The 18,823-nt window shown below is 48.9% G+C and carries 16 protein-coding genes; 4 read left to right on the top strand and 12 right to left on the bottom strand.

The window, feature by feature from the left end:
* Nucleotides 1-11: 11 nt before the first annotated feature.
* The 3 genes from rimM to ffh all read right to left on the bottom strand — a co-directional run bounded on the left by rimM (nucleotide 12) and on the right by ffh (nucleotide 2,432).
* Entirely contained in the window at nucleotides 12-542 is a 531-nt protein-coding gene (gene rimM / locus ACZ5R2_RS04735) for a ribosome maturation factor RimM (protein ID WP_464902308.1), read from the bottom strand.
* A gap of 36 nt (nucleotides 543-578) precedes the next feature.
* On the bottom strand, nucleotides 579-827 hold the full coding sequence (gene rpsP, locus ACZ5R2_RS04730) for a 30S ribosomal protein S16 (RefSeq protein ID WP_005379962.1): 249 nt from the start codon (nucleotides 825-827) through the stop codon (nucleotides 579-581).
* A 222-nt stretch (nucleotides 828-1,049) separates the two neighbouring features.
* Complete coding sequence (gene ffh / locus ACZ5R2_RS04725) at nucleotides 1,050-2,432, bottom strand: signal recognition particle protein (protein ID WP_464901228.1); 1,383 nt, start codon at nucleotides 2,430-2,432, stop codon at nucleotides 1,050-1,052.
* 213 nt (nucleotides 2,433-2,645) lie between these two features.
* Between ffh and ACZ5R2_RS04720 the strand changes: the two genes are divergently transcribed.
* The 3 genes from ACZ5R2_RS04720 (at nucleotide 2,646) to ACZ5R2_RS04710 (ending at nucleotide 6,021) form a co-directional block, all read left to right on the top strand.
* On the top strand, nucleotides 2,646-3,440 hold the full coding sequence (locus ACZ5R2_RS04720) for a cytochrome C assembly family protein (RefSeq protein ID WP_464901227.1): 795 nt from the start codon (nucleotides 2,646-2,648) through the stop codon (nucleotides 3,438-3,440).
* Nucleotides 3,441-3,520: 80 nt separating this feature from the next.
* Nucleotides 3,521-4,801 carry an HlyC/CorC family transporter gene (locus ACZ5R2_RS04715; protein WP_438459180.1) on the top strand — a complete coding sequence of 427 codons (1,281 nt, stop codon included), beginning with the start codon at nucleotides 3,521-3,523 and terminating at the stop codon, nucleotides 4,799-4,801.
* A gap of 194 nt (nucleotides 4,802-4,995) precedes the next feature.
* Nucleotides 4,996-6,021, top strand: a complete 1,026-nt coding sequence (locus tag ACZ5R2_RS04710; protein WP_464900235.1) for an IS110 family RNA-guided transposase — start codon at nucleotides 4,996-4,998, stop codon at nucleotides 6,019-6,021.
* Between the two features lie 297 nt (nucleotides 6,022-6,318).
* Here ACZ5R2_RS04710 and luxS read toward each other — a convergent pair whose 3' ends face one another.
* The 9 genes from luxS to ACZ5R2_RS04665 form a co-directional block, all read right to left on the bottom strand.
* Complete coding sequence (gene luxS, locus ACZ5R2_RS04705) at nucleotides 6,319-6,837, bottom strand: S-ribosylhomocysteine lyase (RefSeq protein WP_438473864.1); 519 nt, start codon at nucleotides 6,835-6,837, stop codon at nucleotides 6,319-6,321.
* A 35-nt stretch (nucleotides 6,838-6,872) separates the two neighbouring features.
* Nucleotides 6,873-7,493: a transglycosylase SLT domain-containing protein gene (locus ACZ5R2_RS04700; protein ID WP_464901226.1), complete on the bottom strand. Its 621-nt coding sequence runs from the start codon at nucleotides 7,491-7,493 to the stop codon at nucleotides 6,873-6,875.
* Nucleotides 7,494-7,501: 8 nt separating this feature from the next.
* Nucleotides 7,502-9,067 carry a glutamate--cysteine ligase gene (gene gshA, locus ACZ5R2_RS04695; RefSeq protein WP_464901225.1) on the bottom strand — a complete coding sequence of 522 codons (1,566 nt, stop codon included), beginning with the start codon at nucleotides 9,065-9,067 and terminating at the stop codon, nucleotides 7,502-7,504.
* A 123-nt stretch (nucleotides 9,068-9,190) separates the two neighbouring features.
* On the bottom strand, nucleotides 9,191-12,067 hold the full coding sequence (locus ACZ5R2_RS04690) for a M16 family metallopeptidase (RefSeq protein WP_464901224.1): 2,877 nt from the start codon (nucleotides 12,065-12,067) through the stop codon (nucleotides 9,191-9,193).
* Nucleotides 12,068-12,076: 9 nt separating this feature from the next.
* The gene (locus ACZ5R2_RS04685) at nucleotides 12,077-12,538 is read right to left on the bottom strand and encodes a YqaA family protein (RefSeq protein WP_464901223.1); all 462 of its coding nucleotides are present in this window, start codon (nucleotides 12,536-12,538) and stop codon (nucleotides 12,077-12,079) included.
* Nucleotides 12,539-12,690: 152 nt separating this feature from the next.
* Nucleotides 12,691-13,821, bottom strand: a complete 1,131-nt coding sequence (locus tag ACZ5R2_RS04680; RefSeq protein ID WP_464901222.1) for a sodium ion-translocating decarboxylase subunit beta — start codon at nucleotides 13,819-13,821, stop codon at nucleotides 12,691-12,693.
* Nucleotides 13,822-13,830: 9 nt separating this feature from the next.
* Nucleotides 13,831-15,615, bottom strand: a complete 1,785-nt coding sequence (gene oadA, locus ACZ5R2_RS04675) for a sodium-extruding oxaloacetate decarboxylase subunit alpha (protein ID WP_464901221.1) — start codon at nucleotides 15,613-15,615, stop codon at nucleotides 13,831-13,833.
* 35 nt (nucleotides 15,616-15,650) lie between these two features.
* Nucleotides 15,651-15,905: an oxaloacetate decarboxylase subunit gamma gene (locus ACZ5R2_RS04670; RefSeq protein ID WP_464901220.1), complete on the bottom strand. Its 255-nt coding sequence runs from the start codon at nucleotides 15,903-15,905 to the stop codon at nucleotides 15,651-15,653.
* A gap of 425 nt (nucleotides 15,906-16,330) precedes the next feature.
* Nucleotides 16,331-16,972 (bottom strand): response regulator transcription factor, encoded by a 642-nt coding sequence (locus ACZ5R2_RS04665; protein ID WP_464901219.1) that lies wholly within the window; start codon nucleotides 16,970-16,972, stop codon nucleotides 16,331-16,333.
* A 583-nt stretch (nucleotides 16,973-17,555) separates the two neighbouring features.
* Here ACZ5R2_RS04665 and ACZ5R2_RS04660 point away from each other — a divergent pair.
* Nucleotides 17,556-18,818 carry a hypothetical protein gene (locus ACZ5R2_RS04660; RefSeq protein ID WP_464901218.1) on the top strand — a complete coding sequence of 421 codons (1,263 nt, stop codon included), beginning with the start codon at nucleotides 17,556-17,558 and terminating at the stop codon, nucleotides 18,816-18,818.
* Nucleotides 18,819-18,823 lie beyond the last annotated feature (5 nt).

Below are 18,823 nucleotides of genomic sequence, written 5' to 3'. Positions count from 1 at the left end.
ATTACTTGGAGTTAGAATCCAGGATCCCAGTCAACTTCGATCCGTTGAGCTTCGCGATCAACTTTGATGATCACTTGCTCTTCAAGGTACGGGATTAACCGTTCCTTTTGTCCAAAAGCATCTTTTAGATTGGCTTTAACTACCAAAACATCGTTCGAGCCGGTTTCCAACATGTCAGTTACAACGCCAAGGTCGTAGCCTTTTGTGGTCACCACTTGCATACCGAACAATTCACGCCAGTAGAATTCATCTTCTGACAGTTCAGGCAGTGCTGCCGGGTCAATAGCAATCTCAAAGTTGGTCAATAGGTGCGCGTCTTCACGAACATCTAGACCTTCAAGCTTAGCCACCATACCTTTGTTATGGCGCTTCCAGCTTTCTACTTTGTACTCGACCCACTTACCCTTTTGGTTAATGTACCAAGGGGCGTAATCAAAAATACTTTCAGAATCATCTGTGAAAGAAAAAACCTTAAGCCAGCCGCGAATGCCATAGGTAGCACCAAGCTTGCCTACAACAATTTTATCGTCTTGCTTGCTCATAGTTTCTTTACCTTCCATCGATTTTAAGCTGTTCAATTAAGCCGCTTTTTGAGCGTCTTTAACTAGCTTAGCTACGCGGTCAGATACAGATGCGCCTTGACCAACCCAGTGGTTAACGCGATCTAGGTCTAGACGTAGACCTTCTTCTTGACCTTTAGCAGTTGGGTTGAAGAAACCAACTTTCTCGATGAAACGGCCAGTTGCAGCATTGCGGCTGTCCGCTACTACGATTTGATAAAATGGACGCTTCTTAGCGCCGTGACGTGCCAAACGAATGGTTACCATGTCGTCCTCTTTGCTTTCTCAAAAATAAAATTAACCCCAAAGTCCGCTCAAAAACCTGAACAGGTTGGGGTCTCGTGCCAAATTAAAGCTCGGGAATTTTACTCTTATTCCCGACCAATGCAAGGTGTTTAGCTACTTTTTCACCAACATTCAGCCTGTGGCCAAACTGTGAGTCAGCTAACACCTTGAAACTCAATATGATGAATTGAGCGTTATGCTCAATTAACGACCAAAGGGGTTGAAGCCGCCGCCTCCGCCCATGCCACCCATCATACCTTGCATGTTGCGCATCATACCTTTCATGCCACCCTTCTGCATCTTCTTCATCATCTTCTGCATCTGAGTGAATTGCTTGAGTAGACGGTTTACGTCTTGCACTTGGGTACCAGAACCCGCCGCGATACGCTTCTTACGTGAGCCTTTGATGATCTCTGGGCGCTGACGCTCTTTCATCGTCATTGAGTTAATGATGGCTTCCATCTGCTTAAACATCTTGTCATCGACTTGATCTTTAACATTGTCAGGCAGGTTACCCATGCCCGGCAGCTTATCCATCATGCCCATCATGCCGCCCATGTTTTGCATCTGACCAAGCTGCTCACGGAAATCTTCTAGGTCAAAGCCTTTCTTCTCTTTGAACTTCTTGGCCAGCTTTTCAGCTTTATCTTGGTCAACGTTGCGCTGCAGATCTTCGATAAGCGACAGCACGTCACCCATACCAAGAATGCGCGATGCAATACGATCAGGGTGGAATGGCTCTAGAGCGTCAGTCTTTTCACCCACACCGAGGAATTTAATCGGCTTACCAGTGATATGACGTACCGACAGCGCCGCACCACCACGCGCATCACCATCGACCTTGGTCAGGATTACACCGGTAAGAGGTAGAGTATCGCCAAACGCCTTGGCGGTATTCGCCGCATCTTGACCTGTCATGGCATCGACGACAAACAGCGTCTCTACTGGCGTGATAGCGCTATGAAGATCTTTGATCTCGGCCATCATATCTTCATCGATCGCTAAGCGACCAGCGGTATCGACGATCAGCACGTCATAGAATTTCTTCTTGGCGTGATCGATAGCGGCGTTGGCAATATCAATCGGCTTTTGATCCGCCGTTGATGGGAAGAAATCAACGCCAATGTCACTCGCTAGGGTTTCAAGCTGCTTGATCGCCGCTGGGCGATACACGTCAGCGGAAACAACCAAGACTTTCTTCTTGTCGCGCTCTTTAAGTAGCTTAGACAGTTTGCCAACACTGGTGGTTTTACCCGCACCTTGCAAACCTGCCATCAAGATCACCGCCGGTGGCTGCGCCGCAAGGTTAAGAGCCTCATTCGACTCCCCCATTACCGCTTCTAGCTCACGCTGAACGATCTTAATGAACTCTTGACCTGGGGTTAGAGACTTAGAAACCTCAACACCCACCGCACCCTCTTTGACGCGCTTGACGAAGTCACGTACAACGGGCAGCGCAACGTCTGCCTCAAGCAACGCCATGCGTACTTCGCGCAGGGTGTCCTTAATATTGTCTTCGGTCAGTCGACCTTTGCCGCTGAGGTTTTTCAGCGTCTTGGATAAACGATCCGTTAAATTATCAAACATCTTTCTCTCTTCGCTTTTGTGCGATCATTGCAGCGAGTATACATTAGCCAACTCAAGCTTCACAGCTTTGCAGGGTGATCACTACCCAAATCACTCAATAATCAAGCAGATTGCCGATAGCCCCACGCATTGATGCAGGTTATAATAACGGCAATTCGCGCCCCGTTTTAGGCGGGTGCTGTTACTCAATACGCAGAGAACCGTCTTACCACCATGGATCACATTATCGCTGTTGCTGCCGCACTGTGCTACGGCGCAGCCATTGCCACCATCATACCGGGCTTGCTCCAGCAAACGGGCATCCGGTCGAAAACAGTATTCATCAGTGCTGTTCTGGCGCTGATTTTACATGGGTGGCTTATCGGTGACCTGATCTTAGCTGACTCCGGCCAGAACCTGCGCATTCTTAATGTGGCTACCCTGATCAGTTTTATCATTAGTGTGGTGCTCACTGGCGCCATGCTCAAGATGCGGGTGTGGTTTTTGCTCCCGGTGGCTTACGGGTTTGCCATCATTAACCTACTGACTTCTGCCTTTATTCCCGGCGCCTTTATCACTCATCTTGAGCACACTCCCAAGCTGTTAGTCCATATCTCGCTGGCACTGTTCGCCTATTCGACTCTAACTATAGGGGCACTGTATGCGCTGCAACTGGCTTGGCTGGATGAGAAGCTAAAGAAAAAAGAGGCACTGGCGATTAACCCTAACCTGCCTCCTCTAATGCTCGTTGAGCGCCAGCTGTTTCGAATCATTGTCATTGGCACTGTGCTCCTCACCGCGACGCTGCTCACTGGCTATGGGTTCGTCTACGATATGTTTGCCCAAGGTAAAGCGCACAAGGCGATATTGTCTTTGGTTGCCTGGGTGGTGTACGTCGTGGTGCTGTGGGGACATTACCAACGCGGCTGGCGGGGCAAAAAAGTCACCTGGTTTGCCCTAGTGGGTGCTGGGCTACTGACTCTGGCCTATTTTGGCAGCCGCTTTGTCAAAGAGATTATCTTGTCTTAGAGACACAAAAACTTTCACTTGACACTCTTGCTGTGCTCAAACATATATTAGATTAATCAAAACAAAGGATACCCCATACATTGGACGACATATCGACTGGCTTTTTGTTCGCCATCCTCGCCGGCCTCATTGTAATATCCGGATATTTCTCCGGCTCTGAGACAGGGATGATGTCTCTCAACCGTTACCGTCTGAGACATTTAGCAAAATCAGGGCACAAGGGTGCCAAACGCGTCGAAAAGCTACTCAATCGCCCCGATCGCCTAATTGGCTTGATCTTGATTGGCAACAACCTGGTCAATATCCTAGCCTCGGCGATTGCCACTATTATCGGTATGCGCCTGTATGGTGACTATGGCGTGGCGATTGCGACCGGCTCCTTAACCTTAGTCGTGCTCGTATTTGCCGAGGTGACCCCAAAAACCGTCGCGGCGATCCACCCTGAGCGTGTTTCTTATGCCAGCTCGATTGTGCTGATGGTATTGATGAAGCTGCTATCGCCTCTGGTGATCTTGGTCAACTTTATTACCAATGGCTTTATCCGCCTGCTCGGCTTTAATGCCTCACACACGGTTGAGGATCACCTCAGCACCGATGAACTGCGTACGGTGGTTGCTGAAGCGGGAAGTATGATCCCAAGCCGCCACCAAGATATGTTGGTCTCCATCCTCGACCTGGAACATGTTACGGTCAACGACCTGATGATCCCACGTAATGAGATCACCGGCATCGATATCAATGATGACTGGAAATCAATTGTTCGCCAGCTCACTCACTCACCACACGGCCGTATCGTACTGTATCGCGATCAGATTGATGAAGTGGTCGGCATGCTGAGTCTGCGCCAGGCGTATCGCCTGATGCTCGAGAAGAATGAGTTCAACAAAGAGACCCTACTGCGCTCAGCCGATGAGATTTACTTTATTCCAGAAGGCACACCACTTAACGTTCAACTGCTTAAGTTTCAAAGAAACAAAGAGCGCATTGGTCTAGTCGTGGACGAGTATGGTGATATTGTTGGCCTGATTACCCTTGAGGATATCCTTGAAGAGATCGTCGGCGAGTTCACCACCTCAATCGCACCGAGCCTCTCTGACGAGATCACCCCGCAAACCGATGGCAGCTTTATGATTGAGGGCAGCGCCAACATCCGTGATATCAACAAAGGCCTCAAGTGGGCACTACCCACCGACGGCCCGCGCACCCTGAACGGTCTGATCCTTGAGCACCTAGAAGATATCCCACGCAGCCAAGTTAGCGTGCGAGTGTCAGGCATGCTGATGGAGATCATCGAGGTCGATGAGAATAAGATCAAACTCGTTAAGGTCTACCCGCCTAAGGCGCAGCAAAAAGCGTCTTAAAAAAGGGGGGCGAGGTTCGAGGACGCTGCGCTACGGGGAGCGAGGAAAAAGCAGAGGTGAGAGGCGAGGAGTTGAACGCGCGTGGCGTGACCCTCGCACCTCGGAACGAAGTGTAACCCAATGGTATGGACTCCCCACCTTAACCGACGTTGTCAGCTAAAGTTAAAGCGTCAACCAAAAAAGGAGCCCATACCATGAATAAGCCTAACACCATTTCTATCGATCTTGCCAAAACTGTCTTTCAAGTTGCGTTGTTCAACCAGGCTGGAAAGTTAAAATCTAATCGAGCTATGTCACAAAAACAGATGCTGGCTTTTATTGCCCAGCATCCGTCTGCTCACATCTATATGGAAGCCTGTGGGTCTGCGCACCATTGGGGACGTTACTTTCAAAAGCGCGGGTACCAAGTTCGTCTTCTTCCTGCTCAAATAGTGAAAAAATATCGTTCTGGCAATAAAAATGATGCCAATGATGCACTGGCGATCTACGAAGCTTCTAAGCGCTCAGATATTCACTTTGTTCTAGTAAAAACCACTGAACAACAAGACATTGCAACTATCTTGCGCTTGCGTCAAAGCTACCTTAAACAACGAACCGCTACTGCGAATCGAATTCGAGGTTTTGCAATGGAATACGGCGTTAAGTTCCCACAAAGCATCAAAAAATTACGCCAATTACTTCCTCAAGAATTAGAAAATCCAGACAATGGGTTAACTCCTGCTATCCGGTTCAGCTTACAATTACTGCTTGATCAGCTGATTGCTCTTGATAAGCCCATCGATGATGCAAATAAGCAGTTGATTGCTTATGTGAGGCAGATCCCTGCCTGTCGTTTACTGACGTCATTGAGAGGTGTCAGTTGGATAGTTGCAGCAGCTTTATACGCCCGGATAGGGGATGCTTCAACTTATAAGTGCGGTCGCGATGCCAGTGCTAGCATTGGGGTTGTTCCAGCACATACAGGTAGTGGCGGTAAAAACAAAAACCTTGGTATTACCAAAAAAGGTGACCGAACACTTCGCTCTCTGGTAGTACACGGAGCGCGAGCGGTGGTCAGTAATATCAAAGATAAAACTGACCCATTAAGTTGTTGGATACGCTCCTTGCTGGAGAGAAACCACTTCAACAAAGTCGTTCTGGCCTTAGCCAACAAGACCATCAGAATAGCATGCGCTATGCTGAAAAAAAATGAGCCTTATAGAGAAGAACTATCCGCTTAATAGTATCTAGATAAGGCTGACTGAGAGGTTAAAGAGCGACAGCTCACCAATGTAACTGCAAGAAACTATGGACAACGTGCTATCAAAGCCGGCAAGGAAAACTCTGAGAGGAGCGGTGGTACTGAGATACCTTAACCTCGTTTAGAATCCTTGCTATGTGGATGAAGCCATACAGGTTCGGGGTAGCGCCCCATTTAGAAACCGAATATACGTGCACTTGCTAACACGCGTCCTTGATTACTTGCACTACTAGGGGAGTCCATATACGCTCCTCGCACCCTGAACGAACGAGGTTCGTTAGTTGACTTTGAGCTCTTGGAGCATGGCGGCTGGCAGGGCTAGCTCGTCGTTTTTGTTTACGCTAATGCCGGAATCTAGGATGGTTTTTGCGATGGCTTTGGCGTCGTCTAGTGAGTGCATTGCGGCGGTTCCGCATTGGTATTCGTTGAGCTCGGGGATCTTGTCCTGGCTTTCTACTTTCAGCACATCTTCCATTGCCGCTGTCCAAGCCGCGACCACTTGCTCTTCACCGGGGGTGCCGATCAAGCTCATGTAGAAACCGGTACGACAACCCATCGGTGAGATATCGATAATCTCAACACTGTCACCGTTGAGGTGATTGCGCATAAAGCCTGCATACAGGTGCTCTAGAGTGTGGATACCCTGCTCAGAAAGAATGTCTTTGTTTGGGGCGGTAAAGCGCAAATCAAACACAGTAATGGTGTCGCCCTTTGGCGTTTGCATCGTTTTCGCAACGCGCACAGCTGGCGCATTCATACGAGTGTGGTCAACGGTAAAGCTGTCTAGTAAAGGCATCGTTTTTCTCTCACTGATTATCCTGTCATTGTCCCCTAGAAGAACCACCAGCGGCGGCGCTTATCTTCTAGCTCTTGGCGGCACTGCTTGAGTTGCCACCCATAGTCCTTGGCTTGCTGCTCAACGCGCCTTGCAACCGTAATTAACGAAGGTTTCGCTTGATAGGTTTTGCGTTGATAGCCACCACGCCCTTCGTGGTAGGCCAGATACTGATTATACGGGTCCCATAGCGATATGCCCAGCTGGCGACGAGTCTCGTGGGTGTACCAGCCAATAAACATCATGGCATCATCGAAATTGGTCCGTGAGCCACCATTGCGTGTGGCAGCCTGAAAATCCGACCAAGCGGGGTCTTGCGCCTGCGCATAACCATAGGCACTGCTGACACGTCCCCAAGGAATAAAGCCCAAGACATACTTTTTCGGCGGGCGCGCATCGTGGCGAAAGCTACTTTCCTGCTTAACAAACGCCATGGCGATATTGATAGGCGTGCCCCATTTCTCCTCCATCGCGACCGCGTCTTTATACCAACTTGGGTGCTCGCGAAAAATATCGCACAGATTATTTTGATTTGAGGGTGGTGGGGTGGCACACCCCACCAGTAATACTGCAGGCAGGAGAACGAGTAATCCCTTACCGATACAACTTGGTTTCATCCATGTTCCTATTTTAGGTAGCCGAAGTACTGCTCCAGAAACGCATCGAAGTCGATGCTGTCTTGCTGCTCAACCTGTTTTTGTGCTGTGATAGAGCGTTCGACTTCCGCTTCCATCTCAGCTTTAGAGTAATGAAGGTACTGGTGAGCAAGATGCTGCTGTTTAAAGCGCTGACCCAGTTCACGCCCCACTTCACCCACACCACCACGCTGTTTTATCTCTGCCAGAAGTTGACCTGAAATGGTCAGTTCTGGGTTTTCAATCCAGCTCGATAGCTTATCGCACACCGCTTGATAGGCGTTATCACCCTTGGCCTTATCCATCACTTTGGCAATTTCACGCAACTCGACAAATACACGCTTAGCCCAGTCTTGCAGGGTCAGAACCTCACCATGGCAGCCTATGGTTAACTCCAGACCTTTCTGGCGACCATGGGTGATGACCTTATTCCAGTTTTCACGCCAACAGGTCAGCTCACAATCGTCCATTGGTGCTGAATCGGTCAGTGCTGTCCAGGTCAAGAACAGGTCTAAGAAACGGATCTGCTCATCACTGATACCGACACGACTAAATGGGTTCACGTCGAGCGAGCGCACCTCGATGTATTCGACGCCTCCACGAGCTAGTGCCTCTGAGGGCTTCTCGCCACTTTTTGCGACACGCTTGGGCCTGATCGGTGCGTACAACTCATTCTCGATTTGCAGCACATTGCTATTCAACTGACGGTACTCACCATCCACTTTAACCCCAATCTGGGCAAATTCGTCTGAAGGAGTACGGATGGCATTATTCAGCCCATCCAAGTACTGATCTAAGCCATTAAAACCGATTCTAAGTACACTTTGCGCGCTATTGGTGTAGCCAAGATCGCTCAAACGCAATGAGGTTGCATGCGGCAGGTACAATGTCTCATTGATATTTTCAAACGGCAGCTCCGTTTCACGACCACCAATGAAAGAGGAACATAGAGCAGGTGATGCGCCGAAGAAATAAGGGATCAACCAGCCAAAGCGATAGTAGTTACGGATCATCGCAAAGTAGCTGTCAGACTTGGTCTTTTGACGCAATGTTTCACTCTGTTCGCCGTGTAATGCATCCCAGAAACTATCCGGGAAAGAGAAATTAAAGTGAACGCCGGAGATCACCTGCATCAGGCTACCATAGCGGCGCTTAAGCCCCTCTCGGTAGAGCGTTTTCATTCGCCCAGAGTTCGAACTGCCGTACTGGGCCAGTTGAATATCTTGTTCATCAGAAACAAAACAGGGCATCGAGAGTGGCCACATCGACTCATCACCAAGCTTGGTTTGAGTAAAATGATGGATATCCTTTAACTGCGCCAATAGCTCATCGACAGAGTGACTCACCGGAGTAATAAACTCCAGTAATGACTCCGCAAAATCAGTGGTGATCCATTGGTTTGAGTAGGAAGAGCCAAGTGATGATGGATGAGGGCTTTGTGCCAAAGATCCATCTTCTTGGTAGCGCAACGTCTCACGCTCAACACCGCGAGTGTAGTCATTGAATACTTGGGTGTGCTCGGCGATTCGCTCCAAGCGGGCAACAAAATTAGTCAAAACGCGTTCACTTATATTGGAGAGGTGCCAGCGCCATTAAGCCTGCTAGCACAACAATCAGAACTCGCCCTCTCTTAATGTTGCAACACTCAGAGAAGGCATATTTCCCTGTATATTGGTATGTTAGTGACGGATTTCAAGCTCGACCAAGGGAATATTTAGTGCTTCTAGTTCGCCTCTCAATTGTTCAGCTTCACCAACAACGATAATCTGGTAATCTTGTGGTGCAAACCACTTCGCCGCTAACTGATTAAGCTCTTCTTTACTAATGGTATCGACTATCTCATTACGCTGTTTGAGGTAGTCCTCATCCAATCCATAAATCAAAATCGAACTTAGCAAGTTGGCTTTTTGCGATGGGGTTTCGTATTTCAACGCATCCTGCTGCCCAACCGCTAAACGCATAAACTCAAGCTCTTGATCCGTCATTCCTTCGCGACTGTACTTTTCCAGCTCGCTCTGAATTTCGAGTATAGACGCTATTGTGCTATCACCGCGTACTTGAGTGCTAAAAACTACCGCGCCTGTTTCGCGATTGGCAGCAAAATATCCATTCGCACCATAGGTATAGCCCTTATCCTCACGCAAGTTAAGGTTTAATCGACTATTAAAGTTACCCGCTAAGTTAAAGTTCGCTAGCGAGGCTCGATAAACCTCACCCGTCGCATCGTATGGCAGGCCCTGACGAACAAAACGAATAATACTCTGCGGGGCATTAGGCTTGTCGACGAGGTAAATTGCCTGTTCTCCCAACGGGGCAAGTACCTCAGGTTGAATCAAAGGCGCAACGTCTCCCTGCCAGCTTTTTAAGCCATCAAGACTGCGCTCTACCTGCTTAGGCGGCAAATCAGATACCACAACGATTTGGGTTCCATGGGGCGTGTAGTGACGGCGGTAGAACTGTTTGACGTCATCTAGCGTGATGCTGTTGACTGATTCAAAGCTGCCATCCCCCGAGCGGGCAAAGATCGATTCACCGTACAGCACCTGACGTGTGGCTTGCGATGCCATCCAGGTTGGCTTCTGCTGCTGATAAACCAATCCTTCTAACATTTGCTGCTTGAGGCGCTCAAAGTCTTGTTCAGCAAACGCGGGGCGGTACAGCACCTCTTGAATGATCTCTAACGTTCTATCAAGGTTGGCTGTCAGTGAGGAAATAGACACGACAGTCGAATAGCGACTTGGTGACACCGATATCGAACTACCAAGTTTATCCAACTCTGCTTTTATCTGCTCAATAGAGCGATCCTCACTGCCCTCTTGCATCATCGAGGCCGTCAGGCTAGCCAGCCCCTCTTTTCCACGCGGCACTTGGCGCTCACCGGCAGGAATGTACACTTGTATCGCGGTGGTAGGCGTCTCGGTATTGGCTGTGCTGAGCACCTCAATACCATTATCAAAGTAAAAGCTGTGTAACTTGGGCAGCTGCGCGGACACCGCACCAGAAAGCGCTGGCACCACGCTGCGATCAAAGTTATCGGTGACAGTACGATAGTTCAGGCTGCTCTCACCCACCTTGACATAATCAGGCAGCGTGCGAGGCGGCGTCATGAATGTGGCTTCTCTCACCGCCTTCTCAGTTTGGCCACGTGGCACCACACTCAGGGCCACGTAAGGCTTTTGCTCAATAAACTGTTCAAAGGCATTATCGATATCTTGCTTATTGGCGCCCCTCAATCGGTCCAGATCCAATTGAATACGATCCGGTTGGTCATAGAAGGTCTGGTTCGATGCCAAGCGTGTTACCTTGCCGCGCACACTCTGCAATGCAAATACGGCACTGGCTTCCGCTTGACCGATGATCTGCTCAAGGCGCTGCTCTTGTACACCATTGCGGCCAAAGTCATCCATCACCTGCATAAGTTCTTGGTAAAGCACATCGAGCTGCCCTTGCTCACCCGATGGCGCCATGGCATAGATATAGAAGGTACACGCAAGCTCAGCACAATCGTGAAATGCGCCGGCATCCACCGCCTTTCGGGTTTTAACCAGCTTTTGATAGAACTCACTGTTGGCACCACTGCCAAGTGCACTAGCAAGCATATCAAGATTCACCTGCTGCTCAGAGTCGCGGTATTGCGTGGGCCAACCCACTACTAGCATCGGTTGCTGAATGCGATCTTCAAGCGTGATGTAGCGACTTTCACTCAGACTCACCGGCTGCTTCTCAGCACTTTCAACCTCTGGGCCACGTGGAATGGAGCCAAAGTACTTATTGATCCACTCTAGTGTCTGTTTACTATCAATATCGCCACCAATGGTGATCACCGCATTATTCGGTCCATACCAGCGCAAGAAAAATGCTTTCAGGTCGTTCACATCAACACGGTCAAGATCCTCAACATAGCCGATGGTCTGCCAAGAGTATGGGTGCCCCTCCGGATACAGAGCCTCTGCCATACGCTCCCAGATTAAGCCATAAGGACGATTATCATAGTTCTGAGCACGCTCATTCTTAACCGTGTCACGCTGGATCTCAAACTTACGCTGAGAGACCGCCTCGAGCAAAAAGCCCATCCGATCCGCCTCTAGCCAAAGGATTTTCTCCAACTGATTTGAGGGCACGGTCTGATAGTAGTTAGTGCGATCCCGGTTGGTCGTGCCATTGAGCGAGCCCCCCGCTTCCGTAACGATGCGAAAGTGCTCTTGATCACCGACGTGTTGACTGCCTTGAAACATCATGTGCTCAAAGAAGTGGGCAAAACCCGATTTTCCCACTTCTTCACGCGCAGAGCCAACGTGATAGGTCACATCAACATGCACGAGAGGATCGGAATGATCAGGAGACAAGATAACGGTCAAACCATTTTCAAGCTGATACTTGGCATAAGGGATCATGACATCGGCATTATTGAGTGCTGGCTGTGACTTATCTAATAACGTCACACCCGCTGGCAAATCATTGCTCGGAACGGCCAATGGCTCTGTTTGACTGCAACCCACCAGCGTCGCGATAGAGGCTAAGCCCACCCATAGGGTGCGCTTGTCGAGAATACGCATAGTTTCCCCTCAGAAAAATCCATAAAAAACAGCGGTGAGAACACAATAACGTGCTGCTTTACCGATAAAAACTAACAATGTTGTGAGCCATATATTCATTCTAAGCCACCCGGCAGCAAGGCAGAGTGGGTCTCCGATCACCGGTAACCAACTGAATAAAAGCGACCAATAACCGTATTTTTTTAAGTAGGCTATGGCCTTATGACCATGTTTCTCTGACTCAGTTCGATTTGGCAGCCACAGGCCAATGAAATAGTTGGTCATGCCACCAAGTGTATTGCCAATAGTTGCAACGGTAATGATCCAACTTGGGCTAAAACTATCAAGAGCGAGTGTCGCGATTAAGCCCGCTTCCGAGCCACCTGGTAACAAAGTGGCACTCAAAAAACCCGTCACAAACAGCACCCAAAGCGCTGAGTCTGAAAACCAAAGAGCAACATCAGAAAACAAGGTTGAGAAAAAGTCGGCCATAAACGAGTCTAGTGTGAAAAAGTATCGAGTAATAAAAAAAATGGGGTGCATTGCGCACCCCATGGACTATATCTCAATTTTGTTTCACTGTGCGTTCGGTTAACGAACTTTGACAAAATACTGATAGTTAGCTTAATTTTGCTCGATAGTTGTTAACCGACCAGCGCCAACAAGATCCCCGCTGCAACCGCAGAACCAAGCACACCTGCCACGTTTGGTCCCATCGCATGCATTAGCAAAAAGTTTTGCGGATTGGCATCTAGGCCCACCTTATTGACAACACGCGCTGCCATCGGAACGGCAGAGACACCCGCAGCACCAATCAAGGGGTTGATGTTTTCTTTTGAGAAGCGGTTGAGCAGTTTTGCCATCAACACACCAGTGCCAGTACCAATACTAAACGCAACGGCACCTAGCGCCAGAATACCCAATGTCGAAACATTGAGGAACTGATCCGCCTGCAACTTAGAGCCGACACCAAGACCCAAGAAGATCGTCACGATGTTGATCAGCTCATTCTGGGCGGTTTTCGACAAGCGATCCACCACGCCAGCTTCGCGCATCAAGTTACCTAAGCAGAACATCCCTACCAAGGGTGTCGCTGAAGGCAAGAAGAGGATCGTCATCACCAGCACAGCCAGCGGGAATAAGATCTTCTCTCCCTTGCTCACATGACGCAGCTGCGCCATCTGGATCTGGCGTTCCTCTTTATTAGTGAGCGCTTTCATGATTGGCGGCTGAATGATCGGCACCAAGGCCATGTAGCTATAGGCGGCAACCGCAATCGCACCGAGCAGATCCGGTGATAGCTTGCTCGCGAGGAAGATCGCGGTTGGACCATCTGCACCACCGATAATGGCAATCGAAGACGCATCCTGCATGCTGAACTCCATGCCAGGCACAAAGTTCAGCAAGATAGCGCCAAACAGGGTAGCAAAGATACCAAACTGCGCTGCAGCACCAAGCCAGAGGGTTTTGGGGTTCGCAATCAGCGCCCCAAAGTCCGTCATTGCCCCAACACCCATAAAGATCAGCAGTGGGAACACACCTGATTCAATACCAATGTAGTAGACGTAGTACAGCAGCCCGCCAGGCTCGGTAAAACCGGCATTGGGGATATTCGCCAGGATGGCGCCAAAGCCGATTGGTAGCAAAAGCAAGGGCTCAAACCCTTTGCGAATGGCCAAAAACAGCAAGCCACAGCCAACCGCAATCATCGCCAATTGGCCCCACTCAAAGTTGGAGATGCCCGTCCTTGACCAAAGAATCAATAATCCTTCCATGATTCTTCCTTATACCAAGCTAACCAGTGGCGCACCCACCGTCACAGAGTCACCCTCTTTAACATGAAGATCTTGCACCACACCACCGCGCGCCGCACGAACCTCAGTCTCCATCTTCATCGCTTCGAGGATCAACAACACATCGCCTTCAGCAACTTGAGCACCGGCTTGCACATTTACCTTAAAGATATTGCCAGCCAAAGGCGCAGGAACCGCTTCAGCTTCAGCCGTCGCTGCCGGTGTAGCAGGAGCAGCCGGCGCCGTAGTCGATGCCGCTGGTGTTACCGACGTCAGCTGACCCTGTGGGCCCACCTCAACATCATAAACCTGACCATCCACTTTCACGCTGTAGCTCTCAATACCGCCCGCAGCTGGTGCTGGCGCAGCCACTGGAGCCGCCGCTTCTGCTGTTGGTACTGGCTCGAAAGCATCTGGGTTATTACGGTTTTTCAGGAACTTCAGACCCACTTGTGGGAAGAGGGCATAAGTGAGCACATCATCAACCGCATCGTCAGCCAGTGAGATAGACTCTTGCTTAGCTTTATCGAGTAGATCGGCCGTTAGGGTATCCATCTCCGCCACCAGCAAATCAGCCGGACGACAAGTGATCGGCTCTGCGCCGTCCAGCACTTTCGCTTGTAACTCGGTGTTAACCTCAGCTGGTGCTGCGCCATACTCACCCTTAAGGACACCAGCGGTTTCCTTGGTGATCGACTTGTATCGCTCGCCAGTCAGAACGTTAATCACCGCCTGGGTACCCACGATCTGTGAGGTTGGAGTCACCAGTGGAATATAGCCAAGATCTTGACGTACGCGTGGGATCTCTTCGAGTACTTCATCGATACGATCAGCCGCACCTTGCTCTTTGAGCTGGCCTTCCATGTTAGTTAACATCCCACCCGGTACTTGGGCAATCAGGATGCGAGAATCAACGCCTTTAAGTTGGCCTTCAAACTTAGCGTACTTCTTACGCACGGTGCGGAAATAGCTGGCAATAGACTCAAGTTGATCAAGTTTAAGATTGGTATCACGCTCAGTGCCTTGCAGCATGGCAACCACGGTCTCTGTTGGCGTGTGACCATAAGTGCAACTCATTGACGAGATAGCGGTATCGAGGATATCGACCCCCGCTTCCACCGCCTTCACTGCGGTTGCCGTTGACAGGCCGGTTGTTGCGTGACTGTGCAGCGCTAGCGGGACATCACATGACGCTTTAATGCGAGTGATCAGCTCCTCTGCCTCATATGGCTTGAGGAGACCAGACATGTCTTTAATACACAGTGAGTGACAACCAAGATCCTCAAGGCGCTTGGCGAGATCGACCCAAGTTTCACTATTGTGAACTGGGCTGGTGGTGTATGACAGTGTGCCTTGCGCATGGGCGCCGACATCCACCGCTGCTTTAACTGCGGTCTGGAAGTTACGCACATCGTTCATCGCATCAAAGATACGAAAAACATCCATACCATTGGCATGGGCACGCTCAACAAACTTCTCAACCACATCGTCGGCATAGTGACGGTAACCAAGCAGGTTCTGGCCACGCAGAAGCATCTGCATTGGTGTGTTCGGCATCGCTTGCTTGAGCGCTTTTAGTCGCTCCCAAGGATCTTCTCCTAAGAAGCGGATACAAGCGTCAAACGTCGCACCGCCCCAAGTCTCAAGAGACCAGTAACCGACCTTGTCCAGCTCGGCTGCGATAGGCAGCATATCCTCAAGGCGCATACGTGTCGCAAATAGCGATTGATGGGCGTCACGCAGCACCACATCAGTAATCGAAAGTGGTTTCGACATACTTATTAACTCCTTTTAATTTAAATGCTTGAAATCTATTTCGCCATGGCCGCACGATGTTGGTGAATCGCAGCCGAGATCGCAGCCACCACTTTAGGGTCGACTGTGTGAGCGGATTTGGTCACGCTATGTTTAATAGCGGGAGTGGTCTCTGGTGGCAGATCGCTTGGTACCAGCCTGGACATGATTTTCACTAGGTACACGAGAATAGTGAGAAAGATGAATACAACCGCCATCCCAGTCATCATGAGTGTCGCAGCATCCAGCAGTTGGCTTCCAATAGTTGTCATAGTACTTCCCTTCATTGTCATCCTGACAGCAGCACTCTCAAATAGGCATCCTCGCCAACGTAGAGTGACATAGAATTATCTCGAATGGTGATGTTTTGTCAATTTTGTTTAGACAAAGTTTCCGTGCAACACCAAAGATACTAAAAAGATTTACAAACCAATATCAAACAATGATAACGAATTCAATATCTAAGTTTTTGCCACACAAGAAAGCGTGATAGAGGTGGAATGTCTGAAAAAACCCCAAAAAAAAGGGGCGGAGATCGGGGACGGGCATAGCCCTACGAGAAGCGAGGAATGTACCGCATACGGTAAAGAACAGGTGCGAGGTTCGAGTACGGGCAAAGCCCTGCGGGGTGCGAGGAGTTTACCGCGTGTAGCAACTTCCTCGCACCTCGGAGCGAAGCGAAACCCGCTCCCCGAACCTAAGGCCCTGTTAGTCCAGCATTCATGCGCACCATTTTGATTGCATCGTGGCGCGAGTGCACGTCGAGCTTTTTATACAGTTTGTAGATATGACTCTTTATCGTGCTTTCGGATAAGTATAATCTCGAGGCAATTTGCTGGTTGGAGATACCGTAAGCAAGAAGCTCTAATACCTGCCGCTCTCGGCTGGTCAAGATGTCTAACTGGCGATCCACCGCAACCCCTGAGTGTCGATAGGTGCTGAGAAGGGTCTCGAGATAAGAGCGTGGTAACCACAAGCCACCATCGAAGATGTATTCCACACCATCGGTAATATGCTTTATCGATGCACTGCTCATCAATATTCCTTTGAGAAACTTCCAGCGCAGCAGCTCTTTATAAACCTTGTCGTCAGGGACATTGAGCACCATCAAGGACCATCCAAACAAGTCGAAGTCCGGCGCGACCTCTTGCTGATCGAGTTGTTGAAGAAAGCTAAAGTCAATTAACACCAAATCGACGGGCAGATTGTGACTTTGATAGATTGCCTCTTGGGGCAAGCAGGTTTGTACCTCCAAGCTCGAGATGGAGAGCAATTGCTTTTCTATTAAGTTAGATTGCAGGTTGTTTTCTGCTAACAGAAGAACGTGTTTCATTCCCATAGTACCACCACTTCAATGACGATTTACCAAGCATCCTAGTTGCCTCAGTACTACTTTCACTAGAATCAAGAGCCTCTCGAAATTCAATATCAGAAATATAGCAGTTAAGGCTGAGTTCACGAGCAACGTTAAATCTACACTTCTAAGCCAAATGAATAATGTATTTCTGCTTAAGTACTACATCGCTTCATGCCTGTAATATTTTAACATTCTGTTTTATATATTGATTATTTTATCAACCGGTATAACTCATCAGTAGAGCCCTAGTTGTAGGCTTGTTATGGCTTCAAGAAAATACATACTTATTCAGCCTTTAATCATCTCAAGTTTCATACTTGGAACAGCCAAAGTGTCTCTAATCTAAATAAGCAGCTGTAAAAAGTGAGGTTTTTTACCCCTCACAACGTATGCCCGAGTAGTACCAGCTAACCGCCCAGAATCATTCTCAAGTATGAGATAGCTCACATAGCCAGCTTACCTATAATTCGATTGCTTCCCATGGCTCGGGAACAAAATTGAAAAGTGAAAAGTGTATACGCAGTAATTTTTCTAATAGGAATACTAGGAATACGGAGTAATCACCATGAGATTTCATAAGACAGGCCTTGCGATTGCAATTTCAGCAATTTTTTTCGCCGGCGGTGCGTTAGCGGTAACACCAGCAGCGTCGTCCGATGATGATAGCTATAGCAGCAGCTTTAACGAAACCACAACGGATGATGATACAACCACCACGTATACATCTGATGACGATACGTATAGCAGCACATACTCGTCAACCGATGACGACGTGACTAAGACGACGACAAGTACTAGCGATGATGATTACAGCTGGTCAAGTGATGACGACAGCTACAGCTCAACTTACTCTTCATCTGACGATGACGTCACCAAATCATCAACCAGCGATGATGATTACTCATGGTCGAGTGATGATGATAGCTATAGCTCAAGCTACTCTTCATCAGATGATGATGTGACCAAAACCAACTCAAGTGATGACGATTATACGCTATCTACAGATGACGACAGCTACAGCTCAACCTACTCATCATCTGACGATGATGTTACTAAAACATCGACCAGCGATGACGACAGTTACAGCTCTAACTACTCTTCATCTGACGACGATGTAACTAAGACAACAACAAGCGACGATGACAGCTATGTTGCTAGTTACTCTGATGACGACGTGACTAAGACATCAACCAGCGATGATGACAGTTATAGCTCGAACTACTCTTCATCAGACGACGATGTAACTAAGACATCAACCAGCGACGATGACAGCTATGTTGCTAGTTACTCTGATGACGACGTGACCAAAACTAAGACCAGTGATGACGACATCACTATGACTAGTGATGATGACACTTACACATCTAACTACTCAGACGACGACGTAACCAAGTCTAGTGATGACGACACTTACACATACTCGGATGATGATGTGACTAAGACTAGTGACGACGATATCACGCAAACCAGTGATGACGATACTTACACCTACACATCTAGTGACGATGACACCACAAAAACGTCTTACAGTGACGATGACGTGACCATGACTTACTCAGATGATGACACCTACACTGACAGCTTCAACACCATTGACCTTGATGTCGATATGGTAACAGCAAGTGCATCAGCGCTAGGTAGCGTACACGGTAACAGTATCAACAACATGGGTGGTAGCTGCTGTAGTGGCGTGGACGTGGCGAACAGCAATGACCTTAGCGGCCTAAGCGGTGCGTCAGGTATTACTACAGTTGCTCAAAGCGCTGGTGGTAACACGCTTATTCAACAAAACGTTGCTACTAACGCCAACATTTTTACCGATGAGTAATCGGA

The sequence above is a fragment of the Vibrio sabulosilitoris genome (assembly GCF_055391395.1).
Note: the sequence above shows the minus strand (reverse complement) of the source record. Positions and strands in the feature narration are given on the sequence as shown.

Bases quoted from the DNA above. Each gene is read 5' to 3' on its own strand.
- rimM (WP_464902308.1), bottom strand. From the start codon at position 542: ATGAGCAAGCAAGACGATAAAATTGTTGTAGGCAAGCTTGGTGCTACC.
- rpsP (WP_005379962.1), bottom strand. From the start codon at position 827: ATGGTAACCATTCGTTTGGCACGTCACGGCGCTAAGAAGCGTCCATTT.
- ffh (WP_464901228.1), bottom strand. From the start codon at position 2,432: ATGTTTGATAATTTAACGGATCGTTTATCCAAGACGCTGAAAAACCTC.
- ACZ5R2_RS04720 (WP_464901227.1), top strand. From the start codon at position 2,646: ATGGATCACATTATCGCTGTTGCTGCCGCACTGTGCTACGGCGCAGCC.
- ACZ5R2_RS04710 (WP_464900235.1), top strand. From the start codon at position 4,996: ATGAATAAGCCTAACACCATTTCTATCGATCTTGCCAAAACTGTCTTT.
- luxS (WP_438473864.1), bottom strand. From the start codon at position 6,837: ATGCCTTTACTAGACAGCTTTACCGTTGACCACACTCGTATGAATGCG.
- ACZ5R2_RS04700 (WP_464901226.1), bottom strand. From the start codon at position 7,493: ATGAAACCAAGTTGTATCGGTAAGGGATTACTCGTTCTCCTGCCTGCA.
- ACZ5R2_RS04690 (WP_464901224.1), bottom strand. From the start codon at position 12,067: ATGCGTATTCTCGACAAGCGCACCCTATGGGTGGGCTTAGCCTCTATC.
- ACZ5R2_RS04685 (WP_464901223.1), bottom strand. From the start codon at position 12,538: ATGGCCGACTTTTTCTCAACCTTGTTTTCTGATGTTGCTCTTTGGTTT.
- ACZ5R2_RS04680 (WP_464901222.1), bottom strand. From the start codon at position 13,821: ATGGAAGGATTATTGATTCTTTGGTCAAGGACGGGCATCTCCAACTTT.
- oadA (WP_464901221.1), bottom strand. From the start codon at position 15,615: ATGTCGAAACCACTTTCGATTACTGATGTGGTGCTGCGTGACGCCCAT.
- ACZ5R2_RS04670 (WP_464901220.1), bottom strand. From the start codon at position 15,905: ATGACAACTATTGGAAGCCAACTGCTGGATGCTGCGACACTCATGATG.
- ACZ5R2_RS04665 (WP_464901219.1), bottom strand. From the start codon at position 16,972: ATGGGAATGAAACACGTTCTTCTGTTAGCAGAAAACAACCTGCAATCT.
- ACZ5R2_RS04660 (WP_464901218.1), top strand. From the start codon at position 17,556: ATGAGATTTCATAAGACAGGCCTTGCGATTGCAATTTCAGCAATTTTT.